The following is a 17,785-nucleotide window of genomic DNA, read 5'->3' as shown; positions in this document are numbered from 1 at the left end:
CCCGCATCGCCGTCGCCGTGGCGGCACGGCCACGCGCCGCAGAGTCATCACCCCAGTGCCATCACTAGGCTTGAGGCATGAGCAGGATCGCCGTCGTCCCCGGGTCGTTCGACCCGATCACCCTCGGCCATCTCGACGTCATCGACCGGGCGTCCCGCATCTTCGACGAGGTGCACGTGCTCGTCGTGCACAACCCCGACAAGTCGGCCCTGCTGCCGATCGCGCAGCGCGTCACCCTCATCGACCGCGCCATTCGCGAGGCCGGCATCCCCGATCACGTGCTCGTCACCAGCTGGAGCATGGGGCTGCTCGTCGACTACTGCGTCGACGTGGGGGCGAGCGTGCTGGTGAAGGGCATCCGCTCGCAGATCGATGTCGCCTATGAGACTCCGATGGCCATCGTGAACCGCAACCTCGCCGAGGTGGAGACGGTGTTCCTGCTGCCCGACCCCTCCCACGCACATGTGTCGAGCTCGCTCGTGCGCCAGGTGGCGGGACTCGGCGGCGACATCTCGCCGTATGTGCCGGCCGCGGTCGCCGACTACCTTCAGAACCAACGTGGCGACTGAGTCGCGGGTCTCCTCATCGGGAGATCTCGGCCGCTGCGCCATCGGCTACGCGGCGATGCTCGAGCAGTTCCCGCCCGCGGAAGCGGTCGAGCTCGGCGCGTTCGCCGAGCAGCACGGCTTCTCCGGCGTCATGGCGGCCGATCACTTCCAGCCCTGGCTCCCCGCGCAGGGGCAGAGCCCGTTCGTGTGGAACGTGCTCACGGCTCTCGCCGAGCGCACCACCGGAGACATCGGGCCCGGCGTCACCGCGCCGACCTACCGCGTGCACCCCGCCGTCGTGGCGCAGGCCAGTGCGACGCTCGCGTCGATGTACCCGGGGCGGCACTGGTTGGGCATCGGCTCGGGGGAAGCGATCAACGAGCACATCGTCGGGCAGTACTGGCCCGAGGCGCACGAGCGCATCGGTCGCATGTTTGAGGCCGTCGACATCATCAAGAAGCTCTTCGCCTCCGGCATCCAGCACAAAGACGTCAAGCACCAGGGCCAGTACTACAAGCTCGAGACGACCCGGTTGTGGACCATGCCCGAGACGCCGCCGGAGATCTTCATCGCGACCTCGGGCCCGGTGACCGCTCGTCGGGCCGGTCGCGTGGCCGACGGGCTCATCACCGTTGAGGCTCCTCGCGAGCGCATCGAGCATCTGTTCGCACGCTTCGCAGCCGGCGCGCGCGAGGGCGGACGTCGAGCCGAGGCGATGCCGAAGGTGCTGCAACTGCACCTTTCCTGGGCCGAGACCGACAAGGAGGCCATGCGCAACGCGCTCGCCGAGTGGCCCATGGCGGCGATGCCCTTCGCGAAGAGCGACATCCGCTCGCCCTATGAGTTCGAGCAGCTCGCTCGAATGGTGCGGCCCGAGGACTTCAACGGACGGATGCTGGTCTCCAGCGACCCTGACCGGCACCGCGCGCACATCCAGCGGTTCATCGACCTCGGATTCGACCGCATCTACCTGCACAACGTCGGCCGCAACCAGCGCGAGTGGATCACCCGCTTCGGCCGGGATGTGCTGCCGAAGCTTCAGCGATGAGGAGCCGCAACCGATGATCAGCATCTTCGCGCTGGAGGGCATCCCCGAGATCGCCCCGGGCGACGACCTCGCGGCGATCATCGCGGGCGCCGCCGCTGGCGCGCTCATCGACGGCGACATCCTCGTGGTCACGTCGAAGATCGTCTCGAAGGCGGAAGGGCGCATTGTGCGCGCGCCCGACCGCGAGCAGGCCATCACCGAGCAGACGGTGCGCCTGGTCGCGAGCAAACCGCACGCGCACGGCACCGGAGTCACCCGCATCGTCGAGAACCCGCAGGGGCTCGTGCTCGCCGCAGCGGGGGTCGACGCCAGCAACACTCCCGAAGGAACCGTGCTGCTCCTGCCCGAAGACCCCGACGCCTCAGCCCGGGCGATCGCCGCAGGGCTGCGAGAGCGCACCGGCAAACGCGTCGGCGTGATCATCAGTGACACGCTCGGCCGCCCCTGGCGGCTCGGGCAGATCGACCTCGCGATCGGGGCCGCCGGCGTGCACGTGTTCGACGATCTGCGCGGCAGGACAGACAGCGCCGGCCGCACGCTCGAGGTGACCATCACCGCGACCGCCGATGAACTCGCCGCAGCCACAGATCTCGTGAAGGGCAAGACCTCCGGCCGCCCAGTGGCGGTCGTGCGAGGACTCCCCGAAGTCGTGACCGAGCTCGACGCGCCCGGTGCCCGTTCGATCGTGCGCTCCTCGGCAGATGACCTCTTCAGCCTCGGCACGCGCGAGGCGTTCGAGGCCGGCGTCGCCGAAGGGCTGCGACGCGCCGGAGTCACTCCATGACTTGCCGAGAGGATGCCTGCAAGTCTGGCGTTACCGCTTTGTGACGGGCAGACTCGGCATGTGAGCAGTCTGCCGGCATCCTTCGGCACCGTGCCCGATGATGCGTACCCGATGAGCGACTTCCAACAGGTCAGCGATTCCATCGTGCGCGCCGTTGAGACGGTGATCGGCGGCAAGCGCGAAGCCATCGAGATCGCCCTGACCGTGCTGCTGTCGGAGGGCCACCTGCTGGTGGAGGACGTGCCGGGCGTCGGCAAGACGATGCTCGCCCGAGCCTTGGCGCGAAGCGTCGACTGCTCCGTCTCGCGCATTCAGTTCACACCCGATCTGCTGCCGAGCGACATCACCGGCGTCTCGGTCTACGACCAGTCGCGCCGCGAGTTCGAGTTCCGACCGGGGCCGGTGTTCGCGAACTTCGTGATCGGCGATGAGATCAACCGGGCCAGTCCGAAGACCCAGAGCGCCCTGCTCGAGAGCATGGAGGAGCGGCAGGTCACCGTCGACGGCCACACCTATCCTCTGGCGACGCCCTTCACGGTCATCGCCACTCAGAATCCAGTCGAGATGGAGGGCACCTACGCCCTTCCCGAGGCGCAGCGCGACCGGTTCATGGCGCGGATCTCGATCGGCTATCCGGATGCCGCGGCTGAGGCGGCGCTGCTCCGCAGCCGCGACGTCGATGACCCGATCGAGAGCCTGGAGGCGGTGGTCGGCATCGAAGAGCTTCGATCGCTCATCGCCACAGCTCGAGGGGTCTTCGTGAGTTCCTCGGTCGAGCAGTACCTGGTGGCGATCGCACAGGCGACACGGTCAGACCCCGAGCTCCGGCTCGGCGCAAGCCCGCGCGCCTCGCTGCAGTTGGCCCGCGCGGCCAAGACTCGAGCGGCGCGCGATGGCCGCGACTTCGTGCTGCCCGACGACATCGACGCCCTCGTGCCCGTGGTCTTCGCTCATCGCGTGCTGGCCGCCGGTCGTACCGCCAACGCCTCGGTGACGGCGGTCGAGCCGATCCTCGCCCGGATCGTCGCAGAGACACCAGTGCCGACCGGACTGCGCTGACCGCTCATGCCCCACCGCTCCCGTCGCCTGAGATCGGTGCGGCCGACTGCGCGCGGGTGGGGGGTGCTGGCCTGCGTGCTCGCCGGCGCGTGGGGCGGAGTGGTGACCGCCCGCTCTGAACTGTTCTTCCTCGCCGCGTTCGCCGCCTTGCTGCTGGTCGCGGCACTCCTCGCGGTGATGGGCCGGCAGGCGCCGTTCACGGTGCGCCGGCGCGTCGAGCCCGCGATGCCGGCAGTGGGCGAGACGGCATCCGTCGCGCTCCACGTGCAGAACGTCGCGACCTCGACCTCCGCGCCGATCGTCGTGCGCGATGTCGCGCCCGCGGCACTCGATGAGGAACCTCCGCCTTCGCTGCCGCTGCCCTCGCTGCCGCCTGGAGGCGCGGCGACGCTGCGCTACCAGTTCACACCGGGCGCGCGCGGACGCACAGCGCTCGGCCCGCTCGAGACCGCCTGGCGTGATCCCTTCGCGCTGCTCACCGCGAGCTCGCCCGTGGGAGTCGAAGAGGAACTCCTGGTGGTGCCGGCCATCGAGCCGCTGACCGACGCGGGACTCTGGCCCGCCGAGGGCGATGGGTCGTCGCGGCCGGTGCAGCGGAGAACATCGGTATCGGATGACGACCTGACCACGCGTGAGTACCGGCAGGGCGACCCGCTGCGTCGCGTTCACTGGAGGGCCTCGGCCAGACAGGGCGAGCTCATGGTGCGGCAGGAGGAGCAGCATTCCGTTCCCGAGGCGCGGATCGTGGTCGACACCCTGCGCGAGGGATGGCCAGGCGTCCACCGCCATGGTGCTGATACGAGCCCCGAGTTCGAGGCCGCGCTCTCGCTCGTCGCCTCGCTCGGAGTGCACCTCGCCGACGCCGGCTACCACGTCCAAGTGCTCGAAACCGGCCGGGCTCAGCTGAGACCGCCGGGATCGCGGCCGACCGGGGTGCGCGACGCCGCGTTCCTTTCGAGCCTCGCGCTCGCCGCACCGGTCGTCGAACGGTCAGCGCGGGTGGCCGATGTCGAACCTGCCGCCGTCGCGCGAGGACCGGTGTTCGCGGTGCTGTCGGCGCCGGCGTCCGACGCGCTCGAATGGATCGCCTCCAACGAGACGGCGCTCGACGTCGCGATCGCGTTCGTGTTCGTGGGTGACGAGCCCCACGCGCAACCGGAGAGCACTGAGGTGCTCGCCGCGCAGGGGTGGCGCTGCGTCGAGGTGGACGCCGACGAGGGAGCGGCCGACGCCTGGCAGGCTGCGATCGACGACGTCGGGAACGCGTATGGCTACGTCTGATCTTGCGCCCGCCCCAGAGCGGCAGCGCCCCCCGAAGCGGGAGGCGGGGCCGCCCGGAAGGCCCACCGCTGGCCGTTGGAGCCGCGCGCCCGCACAGCGTGAATGGGCGGCGAGCGCTGCCCTCGCTGGTTCGCTCGTGGCAGCCGTGTTCGGCTTGTTCCCTGTGCTTCAGCCGTCGGCCTGGGTGCCTCAGTCGCTGCTCGTCATCGTCGCGACCACCGCGGCGGCTGTGCTCGTGAGGGTCCGATTCGGCGCGGCGCCGGCGGCGCCGGAGCGTGGCTCGGGGCTGACGGCGGTACGCCTGCGGGGGCTTCGCGCAGCAGCGCCGACCCTTGCGGCGGTCGCAGTGCTGGTGGCGATCAACGTTCCTCTCCACGCGCCCGACACGGCCATCGCCGGCATCGTGCCGACACCTGCCACGGTGGACCGGTTCGTCGACCTCGCCGTGGAGGGTCAGCTCTCGATCGCGTCGCAGGCGATCCCCGCAGTCGCCTCGCCCGGTATCGCGCTGCTGCTCACGCTGGGCCTCGGGCTCGTCGCCATCAGCATCGACGTGCTCGGGGGAGCGCTCCGGCTGCCCGCCGCGACCGCGATCCCGCTGCTGGCCGTGCTCGGCATCCCAGGGGTGGTCGTCACCGGCACAACGTCGTGGCTCGCGTTCATGGTCGCGAGCGGATGCTGGCTCCTCGCGCTCTGGCTGCATGGCGCCCGCGCCCGCGCCCGGCAGGCCCTCACCATCGGTGCGGTCGTGCTCGCCGGCACCCTGGTGATCGGGCCGAGCCTGATGGGGTTCGCTCTGCCGCGCAGCAATGGCACCGGGTTCAACGGCCTGCAGGTCGGAGTGAATCCCCTGATCGACCTCGGCACTGACCTGCGCCGAGACGTCGAGATCACCGCGCTCGATTACACGACCACACTCGAGACCGGCACCTACCTGCGCATGGCGACCCTCGACCGCATCGAGGGCCACGAGTGGGTGCCGGCTGGTGTGATCATCGACTCGTCCAACACCGTCGATGCGATACCGGAGCCGCCAGGGACCGGCGCCGACGTGGTGACGGAGCAGGTCACCACCACGATCCGAATCGGATCCGTCGTGGCCAGGTGGCTGCCGCTGCCGTACGCGCCGCGCAAGGTCGACGGACTGATCGGCCGCTGGTACTGGGAGGAGCGCGGGCACGCGGTGCGCGGCGCCGATACGTTCATCCGCGGGCAGGAGTACACCGTCGTCAGCGACTGGGTGCGGCCCACGGCCGCGCAGTTGCGAGCCGCGGGCAATTCGGTGCCTCGGTCGGTGCGCGCGTACCTCGAACTCGACCGCGCGCGCCTTCCGGAGAACATCGTCGACGAGACCATGCGGATCACGAGCGGCTTGACCTCCGCCTATGAGCGCGCGGAGGCGCTGCAGGCGCACTTCCGAAGCGGCGGCTTCGTGTACTCCGAAGAGGCGCCGGTCGACCGCGATTACGACGGCTCAGGGCTGGATGTCATCAGCCGGTTCCTCGAGGAGAAGAGCGGGTACTGCGTGCACTTCTCGTCGGCGATGGCCGTCATGGCTCGTGTCGCCGGCATCCCCGCGCGCATCGCCGTGGGGTTCCTGCCCGGCACCGCTGAATACGACCCCACGATCGGCGATGAGCGCTACACCGTGCTCTCCAGCGAGTTGCACGCGTGGCCCGAGCTCTACTTCGACGGAGTGGGATGGGTCGCATTCGAACCGACTCCTGGACGCGGTGTCGCACCGGACTTCGAAGCGCCTGTCGTCGATGACCCCAGCACGCCGGATGTCGACGAGTCGCGGCCGCAGCCGCCGGATGCGGCGGTCCCAGGCGGTCCTTCGGCGAGCCCCACGCTCGATCCGCGCGACGAGAACGTGACCGAGGCAGCCGACCTCAGCGACGACGTCACCGGCGTTGTGCTCACCGGGGCCGTGTTCGCGGTCATTCTGGCACTCGCCTGCGCACCGGGCGTCGTGCGGGGCGTGCTGCGACGCCGCCGCTTGCGCAGTGCGGATCCGGTGACGCTCTGGCATGAGATCTGCGCGACCGCAGAGGACGCCGGAATCGCGCCGCGCGTGGTCGAGACACCGAGGGCCTATTGCGCGCGGCTCGTCGAGCACGGCGGTGCACCCGCATCGGCGACGTACGCCCTGCTCGAGGCGGCCGAGCGACGGTGGTTCGGGCGTCATGTCGCACCCGCGGCGCATGTCGACGAGCTGCAGGGGGCGGCACGAGCGGTGGTCTCCGGCATCCGTGAGTCGCTTCGACCCGGTCGGCGCGTGCTCGCGATGATCGCACCGCTCTCGGTGCTCAGAGGCCGTTCCGGTGCTTCGGTCGCCCCACCCTCGAGTGTGTCGATGAGCACCGGAGGCGGCGACTAGGCTCTTGCCTCATGTGCACGTGGTCCGTCGTGCTGCCGGTCAAGGGTTCGCTCGGCAAGTCGCGCTTGCTGCTCGACGACCCCGGGGCACGCGCACGGCTCGCGGTCGCGTTCGCACTCGACACGATCGCCGCGGCATCCGCTGCGCGTCAGGTGGAGCGCATCGTCGTCGTGAGCGCCGATGCCCGCCTGCGTGGGGCCTTGCGCGGAGTCCAGGTGGTCGAAGACCCGCTGACCGGGCTCAACGCGGCCATCCGGGCGGGTCTTGAAGCGCTGGAAGGCCGGCGGCCCGCCGCTGTGCTCCTGGCGGATCTGCCGGCGTTAGCGCCCGGCGAGCTCGATAGCGCGCTCGAGGCGGCCTCGAAGCATCCCCTCGCCATGGTCCCGGATGCCGCCGGCACCGGCACGACGCTGACCACGGCTCTGCGCGCAGACGCGCTCGTGCCGCGGTTCGGCGAGGGATCGCGCCGCGCACACCACTCGGCAGGACACCTCGAGCTCGATGTGTCGCCGACATCCGGCCTGCGCCGCGATGTCGACGACCTGGCCGACCTGGAAGCCGTCGCCCTCCGCGCCGGCGTGCACACCCGAGCGGTGCTCTCGTCGCTCTCCGGCGTCACCGCGCCCACGGCCGCACCTTCAGCGCAGGGCTCGTTCGAGCCGTCCGAGATCACGCCCGAAGGCCCGCTGCTCGCAAGCTGACCGCGATCAGCCGAGCGCCACCGCAAGCGCGTCGCGCGCGATCGCCGCCGACTGCTTGAGCGAGCTGAGATACAGCGGCCGGGCGACCGCGCGCATTCCCTCCGAATCGAGTTCGGGCACGACGGCGGAGTCGACGGTGTCGACGAGCCAACCATCGAGCAACCCGCCGTCGACGCGGGCGCCGTAGTGTCGCGCCACCGCGGCAGCCGACACGTCCACGTCGACCGCTGCCAGGCACTGCGCGGCCATGCCTCGCACGGCGGCACCGCCGATGATGGGGGAGACGCCGACGATCCGCGCGGAGGATGACACGACGGCATCCCGCAGCCCAGGCACACCGAGGATGGTGCCGATCGACACGACCGGGTTCGAGGGAGCGAGCAGCACGGCGTCGGCTGACGCGAGCGCGCCGAGCACCGACGGAGTCGGCCGAGCACGGTCGGCACCGACCTGCTCGAAGGCGAGGGCGGGAAGCGCTGCGCGGTGGCGCACCCACCACTCCTCGAAGTGCATGGTGCCCTGCTCGGTGACCACGTGCGTCTCGACAGGATCATCGCTCATCGGCAGCAGCGATACCCCGAGGTCCCATCGCGCGGCCAGGCGCGCGGTCGCCTCGGTGAGCGTCGCGCCTTCGCGCAGCCAGCTCGTGCGGGCGAGGTGCGTGCCGAGATCGAGATCGCCGAGCGTGAACCACGGCCATCCGGCGCCGTAGGCGGCGAGCTCGGCCGAGACGCGCTCGCTCTCACCCGCGCGCCCCCATCCTCGCTCGGCGTCGTTGACCCCGGCGAGGGCGTACATGATCGAGTCGAGGTCGGGGCAGACCCGCACCCCGGCGAGCCACAGATCGTCTCCGGTGTTCGTGATCACGGAGATCGTCGCCTCAGGTGCGACCTGGCGCAGGCCGCGCACGAACTTGGCGCCGCCCACTCCGCCCGCGAGCACGGCGATCCTGAGCCTCGAGGCGTTCGGCACCGATTCCGACCTGTGCCCGGCGTTCATGCCGTCTCCTCGGTGTCGAATGCGATCAGGGGACGCCCGGATCGCGGATGCTGAAGCACCGTCGCGCTGACCCCGTACACCTCGTGGATGAGGTCAGCGGTCAGCACCGACCGGGGGTCTCCCTCGGCAACGGTGCGTCCGCCCGCGAGCACTACGACGTGGTCGGCGTACCCGGCGGCCAGCGTGAGATCGTGCAGCGCGGCAACCGCGGTGACTCCTTCAGCGGAGAGCCGTCGCAGTAGGCCCAGCGTCGCGAGCTGCGCGCGGATATCGAGGTGGTTGGTCGGCTCGTCGAGCAGCAGCAGGCGGGGTTGCTGGGCGAGGGCGCGTGCCAGGTGCACGCGTTGCCGCTCGCCGCCTGATAGCGAGTCGAACGGCCGTTCTGCAAAGCCCTCCATGCCCACAGTGCGAAGGGCGCTCGCGACGATCTCGTCGTCGGCCGCGGTGGCGGTCGCGAGCAGCGACCGGTGAGGGGTGCGACCCATTTCGACCGCGGCTCGCACCGAGAGCGCCACCTCCGAGCTCAGCTCCTGCTCCACCACCGCGACCGCGCGCGCCCGCGCACGACGGCCCTGTCCAAGCAGATCGGCGCCATCGAAGCGCACCGAGCCCGACGCGAGCGGAACGATTCCCGCGATCCCGCGCAGCAGACTCGACTTGCCCGCACCGTTCGGTCCGATCAGGGCTGTCACGCCGCCCGCGGCGGTGAAGCTCACGCCTTCGACGACTCGCTGCCCTCCGAGCACCACCGTGGCATCGCGCACTTCGAGGCGAGCGCCTTCGACCGAGGCGTTGCTCGACCCACGGTTCGCAGCATCCGTTCGAGATGTCATGCCGAACGCCGCCTGGTCAGCAGCAGGGCGAACACGGGCGCGCCCACGATGGCGGTCACGATGCCCACCGGCAATTCCCGCGGGTCGAACAGCGTGCGCGCCGCGGTATCGGCCCAGAGCAGCACGATCGCCCCCGCGAGCGCTGAGAGCGGCAGGAGTGCGCGGTGGCGCGAGCCGGTCAGCAGTCGCACCGCGTGGGGCAGCACGAGTCCGATGAATCCGATCGAGCCGCTGACCGACACCATCGCGCCCGTCAGCAGCGCGGTGGCGGCGAGCAGCACCCACCGAGTCGCGGTGACGTTGATACCGAGCGCGGATGCTGTCGCGTCGCCGAACGCGAAGCTGTCGAGCGCTCCGCCCGAGAACAGCACAGGAACCCCCACCACGAGCAGCGCGACGCCCGCGATCGCGACAGTCGTCCATGTCGAGCCGGCGAGTGAGCCGAGCAGCCAGGCGAGGATCTCGCGAAAGGAGTCGCCCGTCGCCGACCAGAAGATGACGAGACTCGTCACCGCCGACGCGAGGGCCGAGACCGCGACCCCGGCGAGCACCGTGCGTGTCGGCGTCACGCCGCCGGCGGCGCCGGCGAGCAGCAGGGTCGCGATGAGCGCTGCGAAGGCGCCTGCGAAGGCCGCCACCGGCAGCAGGATGCCCAGGCCCAGCAAGAGAACCCCCACCGCGCCGAGCGAGGCACCCGATGAGAGCCCCAGCAGGTACGGATCGGCGAGCGCGTTGCGAGTGAGCGCCTGCATCACCGTGCCGCTGATCGCGAGGCCCGCGCCCACCGCAGCCGCGGTCAGCACCCGAGGCAGTCGCAGCTCCCAGACGATGCCGTCGCGCAGCGCGTTGAGCGGACTGTCGCCGAGGCCCAGGTGCGAGGCCACGCTTCGAAGCACCTCGTCGGGGCGAAGATCAGCCGCGCCGAAGCAGATCGCTGTCACCACTGAACCGGCGAGGGCGACGAGCAGCACAATGCCCCACGCAAGCGCCAGACCGCGGTCGCGGCGGGCGCTCGGCATCCGGGCGGCCGACCTCATCCGCTCAGCCGATGCCGAGTTCGCCGAGTTGCGCGACGACCGAGGCGACCGCCTCCACCGACCGCACTCCGGCCTCACCGGCCGCGAACGGCACGACCACGAAGCGGTCTCGCTTGACCGCGGTGAGCTCGGCGGTCACCGGGTTCGACTTGAGCAGCTCGATCTTCTTCGCCGCGGTGTTCCACGAGGCATCCACGAGCACGATCACGTCAGGATCGGCTTCGATGACGGATTCCCAGCCGAGTGAGGTCCAGGTGTCCTCGATGCCCGCTGCGATGTTGTCGAGGCCGGCGGTCTCCATCACCAGCTGTGGCGCGCCGATTCCGGCACCGACATAGGGCGTGTCCGATCCCGATGAGTACCAGAGTGCGGTCAGGTCGGCGGTCGACGGTTCGATGTCGGCGAGCAGTGACCGCTGCTGCTCGATCAGCTCGGCGGCCTCCGTCTCTGCACCGAACACGTCGCCGGCCTCCGCGATCTCGTCGAACAGCACCTCGAAGGTGAGCTTGGCCGGCTTGTACCCGGGCGCCTTGCACGCAGAGGGGGCGACATAGGTGCCGACTCCGAAGCTCGCGAGCGTGGCTCGTTCGCCCGCCGCATCGGCGGTGAGGTTCGACTCCCAGCCCGCGAACACGAAATCAGGTTCCAGGTCGAGCACCGCCTCTTGGCTGGGCGCGAAGTCGCTGATCACCGGGATGGCCGCTGCATCGTCGGCCCACTGCTCGGGCACCGGACCGTCGAGGAACGCGGCGCCGACGATGCGGTCGCCGAGGCCCAGTGCCAGGAGCAATTCGGTCGTCGTCGACTTGATGGTCACCACGCGCTGCGGTGGATCGTCGAGTGCCACCTCGACGCCGCAATTGTCGGTGACAGCGGGCGCGGCGGAGTCGTCGGCGCCCGGGTTCGAGTGCGCGGGCGCCGACGTGCATCCGGCGGTGAGCGTGATCAGCGAGGCGAACGCGAGCAGCCCCGCGGCGCGGCGAGACCGCGGGCTGAGCGCGCGATCGAGGGATGGGAGAAGCGGCATTGAGACTCCAGATGGACGGATGCTGCGCTGCACCAGCGCGGCGGAACCACGGACGTGCGGGCATGAGTGGCCCGCGAGCGATCCGGCCGCCGGAGAACACCGGTCAGCGCTCCGCGCCAGCACAGCGCGGTGGAGTCGACACCAACCTACAACACGCGAAGTCTTGCCACTGTCATCGGCGACGTCTAGGTTTGCGCCAAGCGGAAGTGCCTGGGGCACCCCGCGGCACGAGACGACGACGTCTCAGATGTACCCAACTCCTCGGCGGGTGCAGGGCACCACTGCCGATGAACAGGAAGGCAGTGGCATGACGGTTGTACGAGCGGCGATCACGCAGACCACGTGGACCGGCGACAAGGAATCGATGATCGTCAAGCACGAGGGGTTCCTGCGCGATGCCGCCGCGCAGGGAGCGCAGGTGATCTGCTTCCAGGAACTGTTCTACGGCCCGTACTTCGGCATCACGCAGGACCAGAAGTACTACGACTTCGCCGAGCCGATTCCCGGCCCGACCGTCGAGCGGTTCCAAGCGTTGGCGCGCGAGCACTCGATCGTCGTGGTGCTGCCGATCTACGAGGAGGAGCAGCCCGGGGTGCTCTACAACACCGCCGTCGTGATCGACGCCGACGGCAGCGTGCTCGGCAAGTACCGCAAGAACCATCTGCCGAACCTTCCGAGCTTCTGGGAGAAGTTCTACTTCCGACCGGGCAACCTCGGCTGGCCGGTGTTCGACACCGCGGTCGGCCGCATCGGTGTGACGATCTGCTACGACCGTCACTTCCCTGAGGGGTGGCGCGTGCTCGGCCTCGCCGGGGCCCAGATCGTCTTCAATCCGAATGCGTCGAAGCCCGGCCTCTCCAACCGGCTGTGGGAGCTGGAGCAGCCCGCTGCCGCCGGCGCGAACGGCTACTTCGTGGGCGTCCCCAACCGGGTGGGACGCGAAGACAACGAGTACGGCGACGACGCCGTCGACTTCTACGGCACCTCCTACTTCGTCGACCCCCGCGGCAACTTCGTGGGAGACAAGGCCTCCGACTCCACCGAGGAACTCGTCATCCGCGACCTCGACCTGTCGCTCGTGCGCTCGGTGCGCAATGACTGGCAGTTCTATCGCGACCGGCGTCCCGACGCCTACGGCCCGATCGTGGCGCCGTAGGCGCGGGCGAAGGCTGGAGGCGACGATGAAGACTCTGATCAAGAACGGCCTGGTGGTCAGTTCCACCGGGCGGCAGCTTGCTGATGTGCTCATCGACGGCGAGACGATCGCGGCGGTGCTCGCACCCGGTTCGGTGCTCCTCGGCTTCGATGTCGAGCAGAACGTGGATGTCGTCATCGACGCCGCGGGCAAGTACGTCATCCCGGGCGGTATCGACGCGCACACGCACATGTCGTTGCCGTTCGGAGGCACCGCCGCATCCGACACGTTCGAGACCGGCACGCGAGCGGCCGCCTGGGGCGGCACGACGACCATCATCGACTTCGCCGTGCAGACCTTCGGGCAGCGCCTCGAGGACGGGCTCGCCAAGTGGCATTCGATGGCCGAGGGCGAGTGCGCCATCGACTACGGCTTCCACCAGATCATGGGCGACGTGAACGACGAGTCGCTTCGAGCACTCCGGGGGCTCGTCGACCAGGGCATCACGAGCTTCAAGATGTTCATGGCGTACCCGGGAGTGTTCTACAGCGACGACGCCCAGGTGCTGCGAGCCATGCAGGTGTCGGCCGACACCGGCATGCTGACGATGATGCACGCCGAGAACGGCCCGGCGATCGACGTGCTGGTGCAGCAGTTGCTCGCCGAGGGCAAGACCGACCCCTACTACCACGGCATCGCCAGAGCCTGGCAGCTGGAGGAGGAGGCGACGCATCGAGCGATCATGCTCGCCGACCTCACGGGAGCCCCGCTCTACGTCGTGCACGTGAGCGCCCGGCAGGCCGTCGAGCAGCTCGCCGCTGCCCGCGACCGGGGGCGGAACGTGTTCGGCGAGACCTGCCCCCAGTACCTCTACCTCTCGCTCGAGGACAACCTCGGGGCGCCGGGCTTCGAGGGCGCTAAGTGGGTGTGCTCGACCCCCCTCCGTTCGAAGCACGAGGGCCATCAGGACTACCTCTGGCAGAGCCTTCGCACCAATGATCTCCAACTGGTGTCGACGGACCACTGCCCGTTCTGCATGAAGGGTCAGAAGGAGCTCGGGCTCGGTGACTTCTCGAAGATCCCGAACGGGATCGGCAGCATCGAGCACCGCATGGACCTGCTCTATCAAGGCGTGGTAGAGGGCCGCATCAGTCTGGAGCGCTGGGTCGAGATCACCTCCACCACCCCGGCGCGCATGTTCGGCCTCTACGGCCGCAAGGGCGTGATCGCACCCGGCGCGGATGCCGACATCGTCGTGTACGACCCGAATGGTCACACATCGATCGGCTACAACAAGACCCACCACATGAACATGGACTACTCGGCGTGGGAGGGGTACGAGATCGACGGCCACGTCGACACGGTGCTCGCCCGAGGGAAACGCGTCATCGACGGCGGCCAGTACCTGGGCGCCAAGGGCGACGGCCGATTCCTTCGCCGCGATCTGAGCCAGTACCTGATCTGAGGAGCCTCATGGACTTCGGAATCGTGCTGCAGCCCAACCCTCCGGCATCCCGCACCGTGCACCTGGCGAAGCTCGCCGAGCAGTACGGCTTCACCACGGCGTGGACCTTCGACTCGCATCTGCTCTGGCAAGAGCCGTACGTGGTCTACAGCAAGATCCTCGCCGAGACGCATCGCATCAGGGTCGGCCCGTTCGTCACCAACCCGGCGACACGAGACTGGACCGTCACCGCGTCGATCTTCGCCACGCTCAACGAGCTGTACGGCAACCGCACGATCTGCGGCATCGGCCGTGGCGATTCGGCGGTCCGGGTGACCAACGGCAAGCCCACGACCCTGGGAGAGCTCCGCGAGGCCGTGCACGTCATCCGGGAACTGGCCAACTGCCGCCCGGTGGAGCATCGCGGCGCAACACTGCGGCTGCCATGGGCGGAGGAATCGCGGCTGGAGGTCTGGATCGCCGCGTATGGGCCGAAAGCCCTTGCTCTCGCGGGTGAGATCGGCGACGGGTTCATCCTCCAGCTCGCCGACCTGGATATCGCCCAGTGGATGATCGGCCAGGTGCGGGATGCCGCTGCCGCGGCGGGCCGCGACCCCGGCTCGGTCAAGTTCTGCGTTGCTGCGCCCATGTACATCGGCGACGACGTCGACCACATGCGCGATCAGTGCCGGTGGTTCGGCGGCATGGTGGGGAACCACGTCGCGGATATCGTCACGCGGTACGGGACGACGGGCGCTGTTCCCGCAGCGCTCACCGAGTACATCGCCGGCCGCGTCGACTACGACTACAACGAGCACGGCAAGGCCGACAACACGCACACCGACTTCGTTCCCGATGAGATCGTCGACAGATTCTGCGTGCTGGGCGACGCAGCCGCGCACATCGACAAGCTCAAGGCGCTCAAGGCGCTCGGCGTCGACCACTTCGCCGGGTACCTGCAGCACGACAACAAGGAGGAGACCCTCCGCGTGTACGGCGAAACGGTGATGCCCGCGCTCGCAGAGCACACCCTCGCGAAAGCATGACCGCGGCCAGTGTGAGCAACTGGTGAGGATGGGAGACAGGATGACGCAACCGGATGCCGCAGAAGGAGCCCGGGCGTACTCGCTCGACCGCGGCAGTGTGTTCCACTCCTGGTCGGCGCAGCGGTCGCTCTCACCGCTGGTGATCGCCGGGGGAGAGGGGTCGACGGTCTGGGACTACGACGGCAATCGCTATCTCGATATGTCGAGCCAGCTGGTGTACACGAACCTCGGTCACCAGCATCCCGCGGTGATCGAGGCGATCAAACGTCAGGCCGACCAACTCGTCACCGTGGCGCCGGCTCACGCGAACCTGGCGCGCGGTGAAGCGGCCGAGCGCATCCTCGCGCGGGCCGGGTCGATCTTCAGCAAGGTGTTCTTCACCAACGGCGGGGCCGATGCGAATGAGAACGCCATCAGGCTCGCCCGCCTCACCACGGGGCGCGACAAGGTGCTCAGCACCTATCGCAGCTACCACGGCAACACGGGCTCTGCTATCGCGGCGACCGGCGACTGGCGACGCGTGCCCAACGAGTACGCGCGCTCCCACGTGCACTTCTTCGGTCCCTTCCTGTACCGATCGGAGTTCTGGTCCGATTCGGTGGAGCAGGAGTGCGAGCGCGCCCTGCACCACCTCGAGCGAGTCATCCAGGCAGAGGGGCCGGCGTCGATCGCTGCGATCCTTCTCGAAACGGTTCCCGGCACCGCGGGGGTGATCGTGCCGCCGCCCGGCTACCTGCCGGGCGTGCGTGCGCTCGCAGACAAGTACGGCATCGTGCTCATCCTCGATGAGGTGATGGCCGGGTTCGGGCGCACCGGCGAGTGGTTCGCGTTCCAGGGGTTCGATGTCGTTCCCGATCTCATCACCTTCGCCAAGGGTGTCAACTCCGGCTACGTGCCCGCCGGCGGTGTGGTGCTCTCAGAGGCGATCGCGAGCGCATTCGACGATCGCGTCTTCCCTGGAGGGCTGACCTACTCCGGGCATCCGCTCGCCATGGCCGCGATCGTCGCCACCATCGACGCGATGGAGCATGAGGGGGTCGTCGAGCACGCGCGCATGCTCGGAGACGAGTTCATCGGGCCCGGCCTCGCCGCGCTCCAGGAGCAGCACCGGCTGATCGGCGAGGTGCGCGGCTTGGGTGTGCTCTGGGCGCTCGATCTCGTGGCGGACCGTGAGACTCGAGAGCCGGTGTCGCCCATGATCGTCGGCCGGCTGAGGGAGGAGCTCATGCAGCGAGGGGTGCTACCGTTCACCGCCGATAACCGAATCCACGTCGTGCCGCCGTGCACGATGTCGCCCGCGGATGTCGCTCGATGCCTCGCCATGCTCGACGAGGCGTTCACCGCGGTCGAGGGGGAATGAAGCAAGACGGCACTCGCGAAGCTTAGGTAAGGCATGCCATACTTAGGCAATGCTTCCTTTCGCGCCCGACGCGCCGCTGCTAACGCGCGAGCATGGCCCCGTCACGGCGGGTGCCTCCAGGGCGCGGCGCTTCGAGGAGCTTCCCCCTAAGACCGATTCGCCAGGCTACCGGCCATACCGGGTTCGATTGACCGCGCTGACCCCGCTGAGTCCGAGCTTCGTGCGAGCCACGTTCACGGGGCCCGAGCTCTACCGCTTTGGAACCGATGGCCTCGACCAGCGAGTGAAGCTGGTGTTCCCGCTGCTGGGTGTGCCCGGAATCGGGATCTCCGATTTCGGGTTCGACGATCCCCGCACCATTGCCGACGGCGATTGGTACGCCAGGTGGCGAGCGCTTCCCGATGAACTTCGCAACCCGGTCCGCACCTACACCGTGCGCGCCGTGCGGCCTGGTGCCGGGCAGGTCGATGTCGACCTCGTGCGGCACCCCACCGCACCGGGAACGTCTGCCGGGCCGGCCTCGCGCTGGCTCGCCCAGGCGCGCGTCGGCGACGAACTCGTGCTGATCGGCCCCGACGCCGGCAGCATCCACAGTTCGATCGGCATCGACTGGCAGCCCGGCGACGCCCGCGAACTGCTGCTCGCGGGCGACGAGACCGCCGCCCCCGCGATCTGCAGCGTGCTCGAGCAGCTGCCCGCAGACCGCCGGGCGACCGCGTTCATCGAGGTGCCCGACTCGCGCGACGCGCTCCCGATCGCGGTGGCACCCGACCGGCACCGGATCACCTGGCTGCCGCGCGAGGGTCGGCCCACGGGCGCGCTGCTCGAGCCGGCCGTCCGGGCGTGGTTGACGCGGCATCCCGAGACCTTCGCCACCGGGCTCGCCTCGGCGCCGCAGCGAGTCAACGAGGTCGACGTCGATTCCGAACTGTTGTGGGAGTCGCCCGGCAGGCTCGACGGTGACGGCTTCTATGCCTGGCTCGCCGGAGAAGCCGGCGTCATCAAGTCGCTCAGACGCTTGCTCGTCTCCGAAACCGGCATCGATCGCCGCCGGGTCGCGTTCATGGGCTACTGGCGCCTCGGGAAGGCCGAGGCGCAGTAGC

16 protein-coding genes are annotated in these 17,785 nt (G+C 69.3%); 12 read left to right on the top strand and 4 right to left on the bottom strand.

The features are described 5' to 3' along the window. The first annotated feature begins 77 nt into the window (after nt 1-77). The 7 genes from coaD (at nt 78) to cofC (ending at nt 7,801) form a co-directional block, all read left to right on the top strand. On the top strand, nt 78-569 hold the full coding sequence (coaD, locus tag ABV606_RS01910; RefSeq protein WP_281487454.1) for a pantetheine-phosphate adenylyltransferase: 492 nt from the start codon (nt 78-80) through the stop codon (nt 567-569). Then, nucleotides 559-1,596 carry a TIGR03557 family F420-dependent LLM class oxidoreductase gene (locus ABV606_RS01905; RefSeq protein WP_353988130.1) on the top strand — a complete coding sequence of 346 codons (1,038 nt, stop codon included), beginning with the start codon at nt 559-561 and terminating at the stop codon, nt 1,594-1,596. The genes coaD and ABV606_RS01905 overlap by 11 nt, the downstream gene beginning before the upstream one ends. A 13-nt stretch (nt 1,597-1,609) precedes the next feature. Beyond that, nucleotides 1,610-2,380, top strand: coding sequence for a coenzyme F420-0:L-glutamate ligase (locus ABV606_RS01900; protein ID WP_281487456.1), 771 nt, complete (start codon nt 1,610-1,612; stop codon nt 2,378-2,380). 111 nt (nt 2,381-2,491) lie between these two features. Then, nucleotides 2,492-3,439 (top strand): AAA family ATPase, encoded by a 948-nt coding sequence (locus ABV606_RS01895; RefSeq protein ID WP_281488102.1) that lies wholly within the window; start codon nt 2,492-2,494, stop codon nt 3,437-3,439. Between the two features lie 36 nt (nt 3,440-3,475). Beyond that, nucleotides 3,476-4,720, top strand: coding sequence for a DUF58 domain-containing protein (locus tag ABV606_RS01890; RefSeq protein ID WP_353988129.1), 1,245 nt, complete (start codon nt 3,476-3,478; stop codon nt 4,718-4,720). Between the two features lie 136 nt (nt 4,721-4,856). Further along, complete coding sequence (locus ABV606_RS01885) at nt 4,857-7,100, top strand: transglutaminase TgpA family protein (protein WP_353988128.1); 2,244 nt, start codon at nt 4,857-4,859, stop codon at nt 7,098-7,100. 11 nt (nt 7,101-7,111) lie between these two features. Further along, on the top strand, nt 7,112-7,801 hold the full coding sequence (cofC, locus tag ABV606_RS01880) for a 2-phospho-L-lactate guanylyltransferase (RefSeq protein ID WP_353988127.1): 690 nt from the start codon (nt 7,112-7,114) through the stop codon (nt 7,799-7,801). A gap of 6 nt (nt 7,802-7,807) precedes the next feature. Here cofC and cofD read toward each other — a convergent pair whose 3' ends face one another. Genes cofD through ABV606_RS01860 form a run of 4 tightly spaced genes read right to left on the bottom strand, consistent with a single transcriptional unit; the run spans nt 7,808 to nt 11,697 of the window. Continuing rightward, the gene (gene cofD / locus ABV606_RS01875) at nt 7,808-8,800 is read right to left on the bottom strand and encodes a 2-phospho-L-lactate transferase (protein WP_353988126.1); all 993 of its coding nucleotides are present in this window, start codon (nt 8,798-8,800) and stop codon (nt 7,808-7,810) included. Next, entirely contained in the window at nt 8,797-9,633 is an 837-nt protein-coding gene (locus tag ABV606_RS01870; protein WP_353988125.1) for an ABC transporter ATP-binding protein, read from the bottom strand. The genes cofD and ABV606_RS01870 overlap by 4 nt, the downstream gene beginning before the upstream one ends. Beyond that, complete coding sequence (locus ABV606_RS01865) at nt 9,630-10,670, bottom strand: putative F420-0 ABC transporter permease subunit (protein ID WP_353988124.1); 1,041 nt, start codon at nt 10,668-10,670, stop codon at nt 9,630-9,632. Before ABV606_RS01865 ends, ABV606_RS01870 begins: the two co-directional genes overlap by 4 nt. Before the next feature lie 4 nt (nt 10,671-10,674). Then, nucleotides 10,675-11,697, bottom strand: a complete 1,023-nt coding sequence (locus tag ABV606_RS01860; protein ID WP_353988123.1) for a putative F420-0 ABC transporter substrate-binding protein — start codon at nt 11,695-11,697, stop codon at nt 10,675-10,677. Between the two features lie 307 nt (nt 11,698-12,004). On the opposite strand from ABV606_RS01860, the gene ABV606_RS01855 reads away from it, so the two are divergent. The 5 genes from ABV606_RS01855 to ABV606_RS01835 all read left to right on the top strand — a co-directional run bounded on the left by ABV606_RS01855 (nt 12,005) and on the right by ABV606_RS01835 (nt 17,784). After that, nucleotides 12,005-12,853: a nitrilase-related carbon-nitrogen hydrolase gene (locus ABV606_RS01855; protein WP_353988122.1), complete on the top strand. Its 849-nt coding sequence runs from the start codon at nt 12,005-12,007 to the stop codon at nt 12,851-12,853. Between the two features lie 25 nt (nt 12,854-12,878). Then, nucleotides 12,879-14,297 carry a dihydropyrimidinase gene (gene hydA / locus ABV606_RS01850; protein ID WP_353988121.1) on the top strand — a complete coding sequence of 473 codons (1,419 nt, stop codon included), beginning with the start codon at nt 12,879-12,881 and terminating at the stop codon, nt 14,295-14,297. A gap of 8 nt (nt 14,298-14,305) precedes the next feature. After that, nucleotides 14,306-15,322, top strand: coding sequence for a TIGR03842 family LLM class F420-dependent oxidoreductase (locus ABV606_RS01845; RefSeq protein WP_353988120.1), 1,017 nt, complete (start codon nt 14,306-14,308; stop codon nt 15,320-15,322). Nucleotides 15,323-15,362: 40 nt separating this feature from the next. Then, on the top strand, nt 15,363-16,682 hold the full coding sequence (locus ABV606_RS01840; RefSeq protein WP_353988119.1) for an aspartate aminotransferase family protein: 1,320 nt from the start codon (nt 15,363-15,365) through the stop codon (nt 16,680-16,682). A gap of 187 nt (nt 16,683-16,869) precedes the next feature. Next, nucleotides 16,870-17,784, top strand: coding sequence for a siderophore-interacting protein (locus ABV606_RS01835; RefSeq protein ID WP_353988118.1), 915 nt, complete (start codon nt 16,870-16,872; stop codon nt 17,782-17,784). Nucleotide 17,785 lies beyond the last annotated feature (1 nt).

Origin of the sequence: Ruicaihuangia caeni, assembly GCF_040536845.1 — a bacterium.
Classification (GTDB): domain Bacteria; phylum Actinomycetota; class Actinomycetes; order Actinomycetales; family Microbacteriaceae; genus Ruicaihuangia; species Ruicaihuangia caeni.
This window is presented reverse-complemented; position numbering and strand designations above follow the sequence as displayed.

What these genes read in the sequence shown, in the direction of transcription:
- coaD (WP_281487454.1), top strand. Translation starts at nt 78, where the DNA reads ATGAGCAGGATCGCCGTCGTCCCCGGGTCGTTCGACCCGATCACCCTC.
- ABV606_RS01900 (WP_281487456.1), top strand. Translation starts at nt 1,610, where the DNA reads ATGATCAGCATCTTCGCGCTGGAGGGCATCCCCGAGATCGCCCCGGGC.
- ABV606_RS01895 (WP_281488102.1), top strand. Translation starts at nt 2,492, where the DNA reads ATGAGCGACTTCCAACAGGTCAGCGATTCCATCGTGCGCGCCGTTGAG.
- cofC (WP_353988127.1), top strand. Translation starts at nt 7,112, where the DNA reads ATGTGCACGTGGTCCGTCGTGCTGCCGGTCAAGGGTTCGCTCGGCAAG.
- cofD (WP_353988126.1), bottom strand. Translation starts at nt 8,800, where the DNA reads ATGAACGCCGGGCACAGGTCGGAATCGGTGCCGAACGCCTCGAGGCTC.
- ABV606_RS01870 (WP_353988125.1), bottom strand. Translation starts at nt 9,633, where the DNA reads ATGACATCTCGAACGGATGCTGCGAACCGTGGGTCGAGCAACGCCTCG.
- ABV606_RS01865 (WP_353988124.1), bottom strand. Translation starts at nt 10,670, where the DNA reads ATGAGGTCGGCCGCCCGGATGCCGAGCGCCCGCCGCGACCGCGGTCTG.
- ABV606_RS01860 (WP_353988123.1), bottom strand. Translation starts at nt 11,697, where the DNA reads ATGCCGCTTCTCCCATCCCTCGATCGCGCGCTCAGCCCGCGGTCTCGC.
- ABV606_RS01855 (WP_353988122.1), top strand. Translation starts at nt 12,005, where the DNA reads ATGACGGTTGTACGAGCGGCGATCACGCAGACCACGTGGACCGGCGAC.
- hydA (WP_353988121.1), top strand. Translation starts at nt 12,879, where the DNA reads ATGAAGACTCTGATCAAGAACGGCCTGGTGGTCAGTTCCACCGGGCGG.
- ABV606_RS01845 (WP_353988120.1), top strand. Translation starts at nt 14,306, where the DNA reads ATGGACTTCGGAATCGTGCTGCAGCCCAACCCTCCGGCATCCCGCACC.
- ABV606_RS01840 (WP_353988119.1), top strand. Translation starts at nt 15,363, where the DNA reads ATGACGCAACCGGATGCCGCAGAAGGAGCCCGGGCGTACTCGCTCGAC.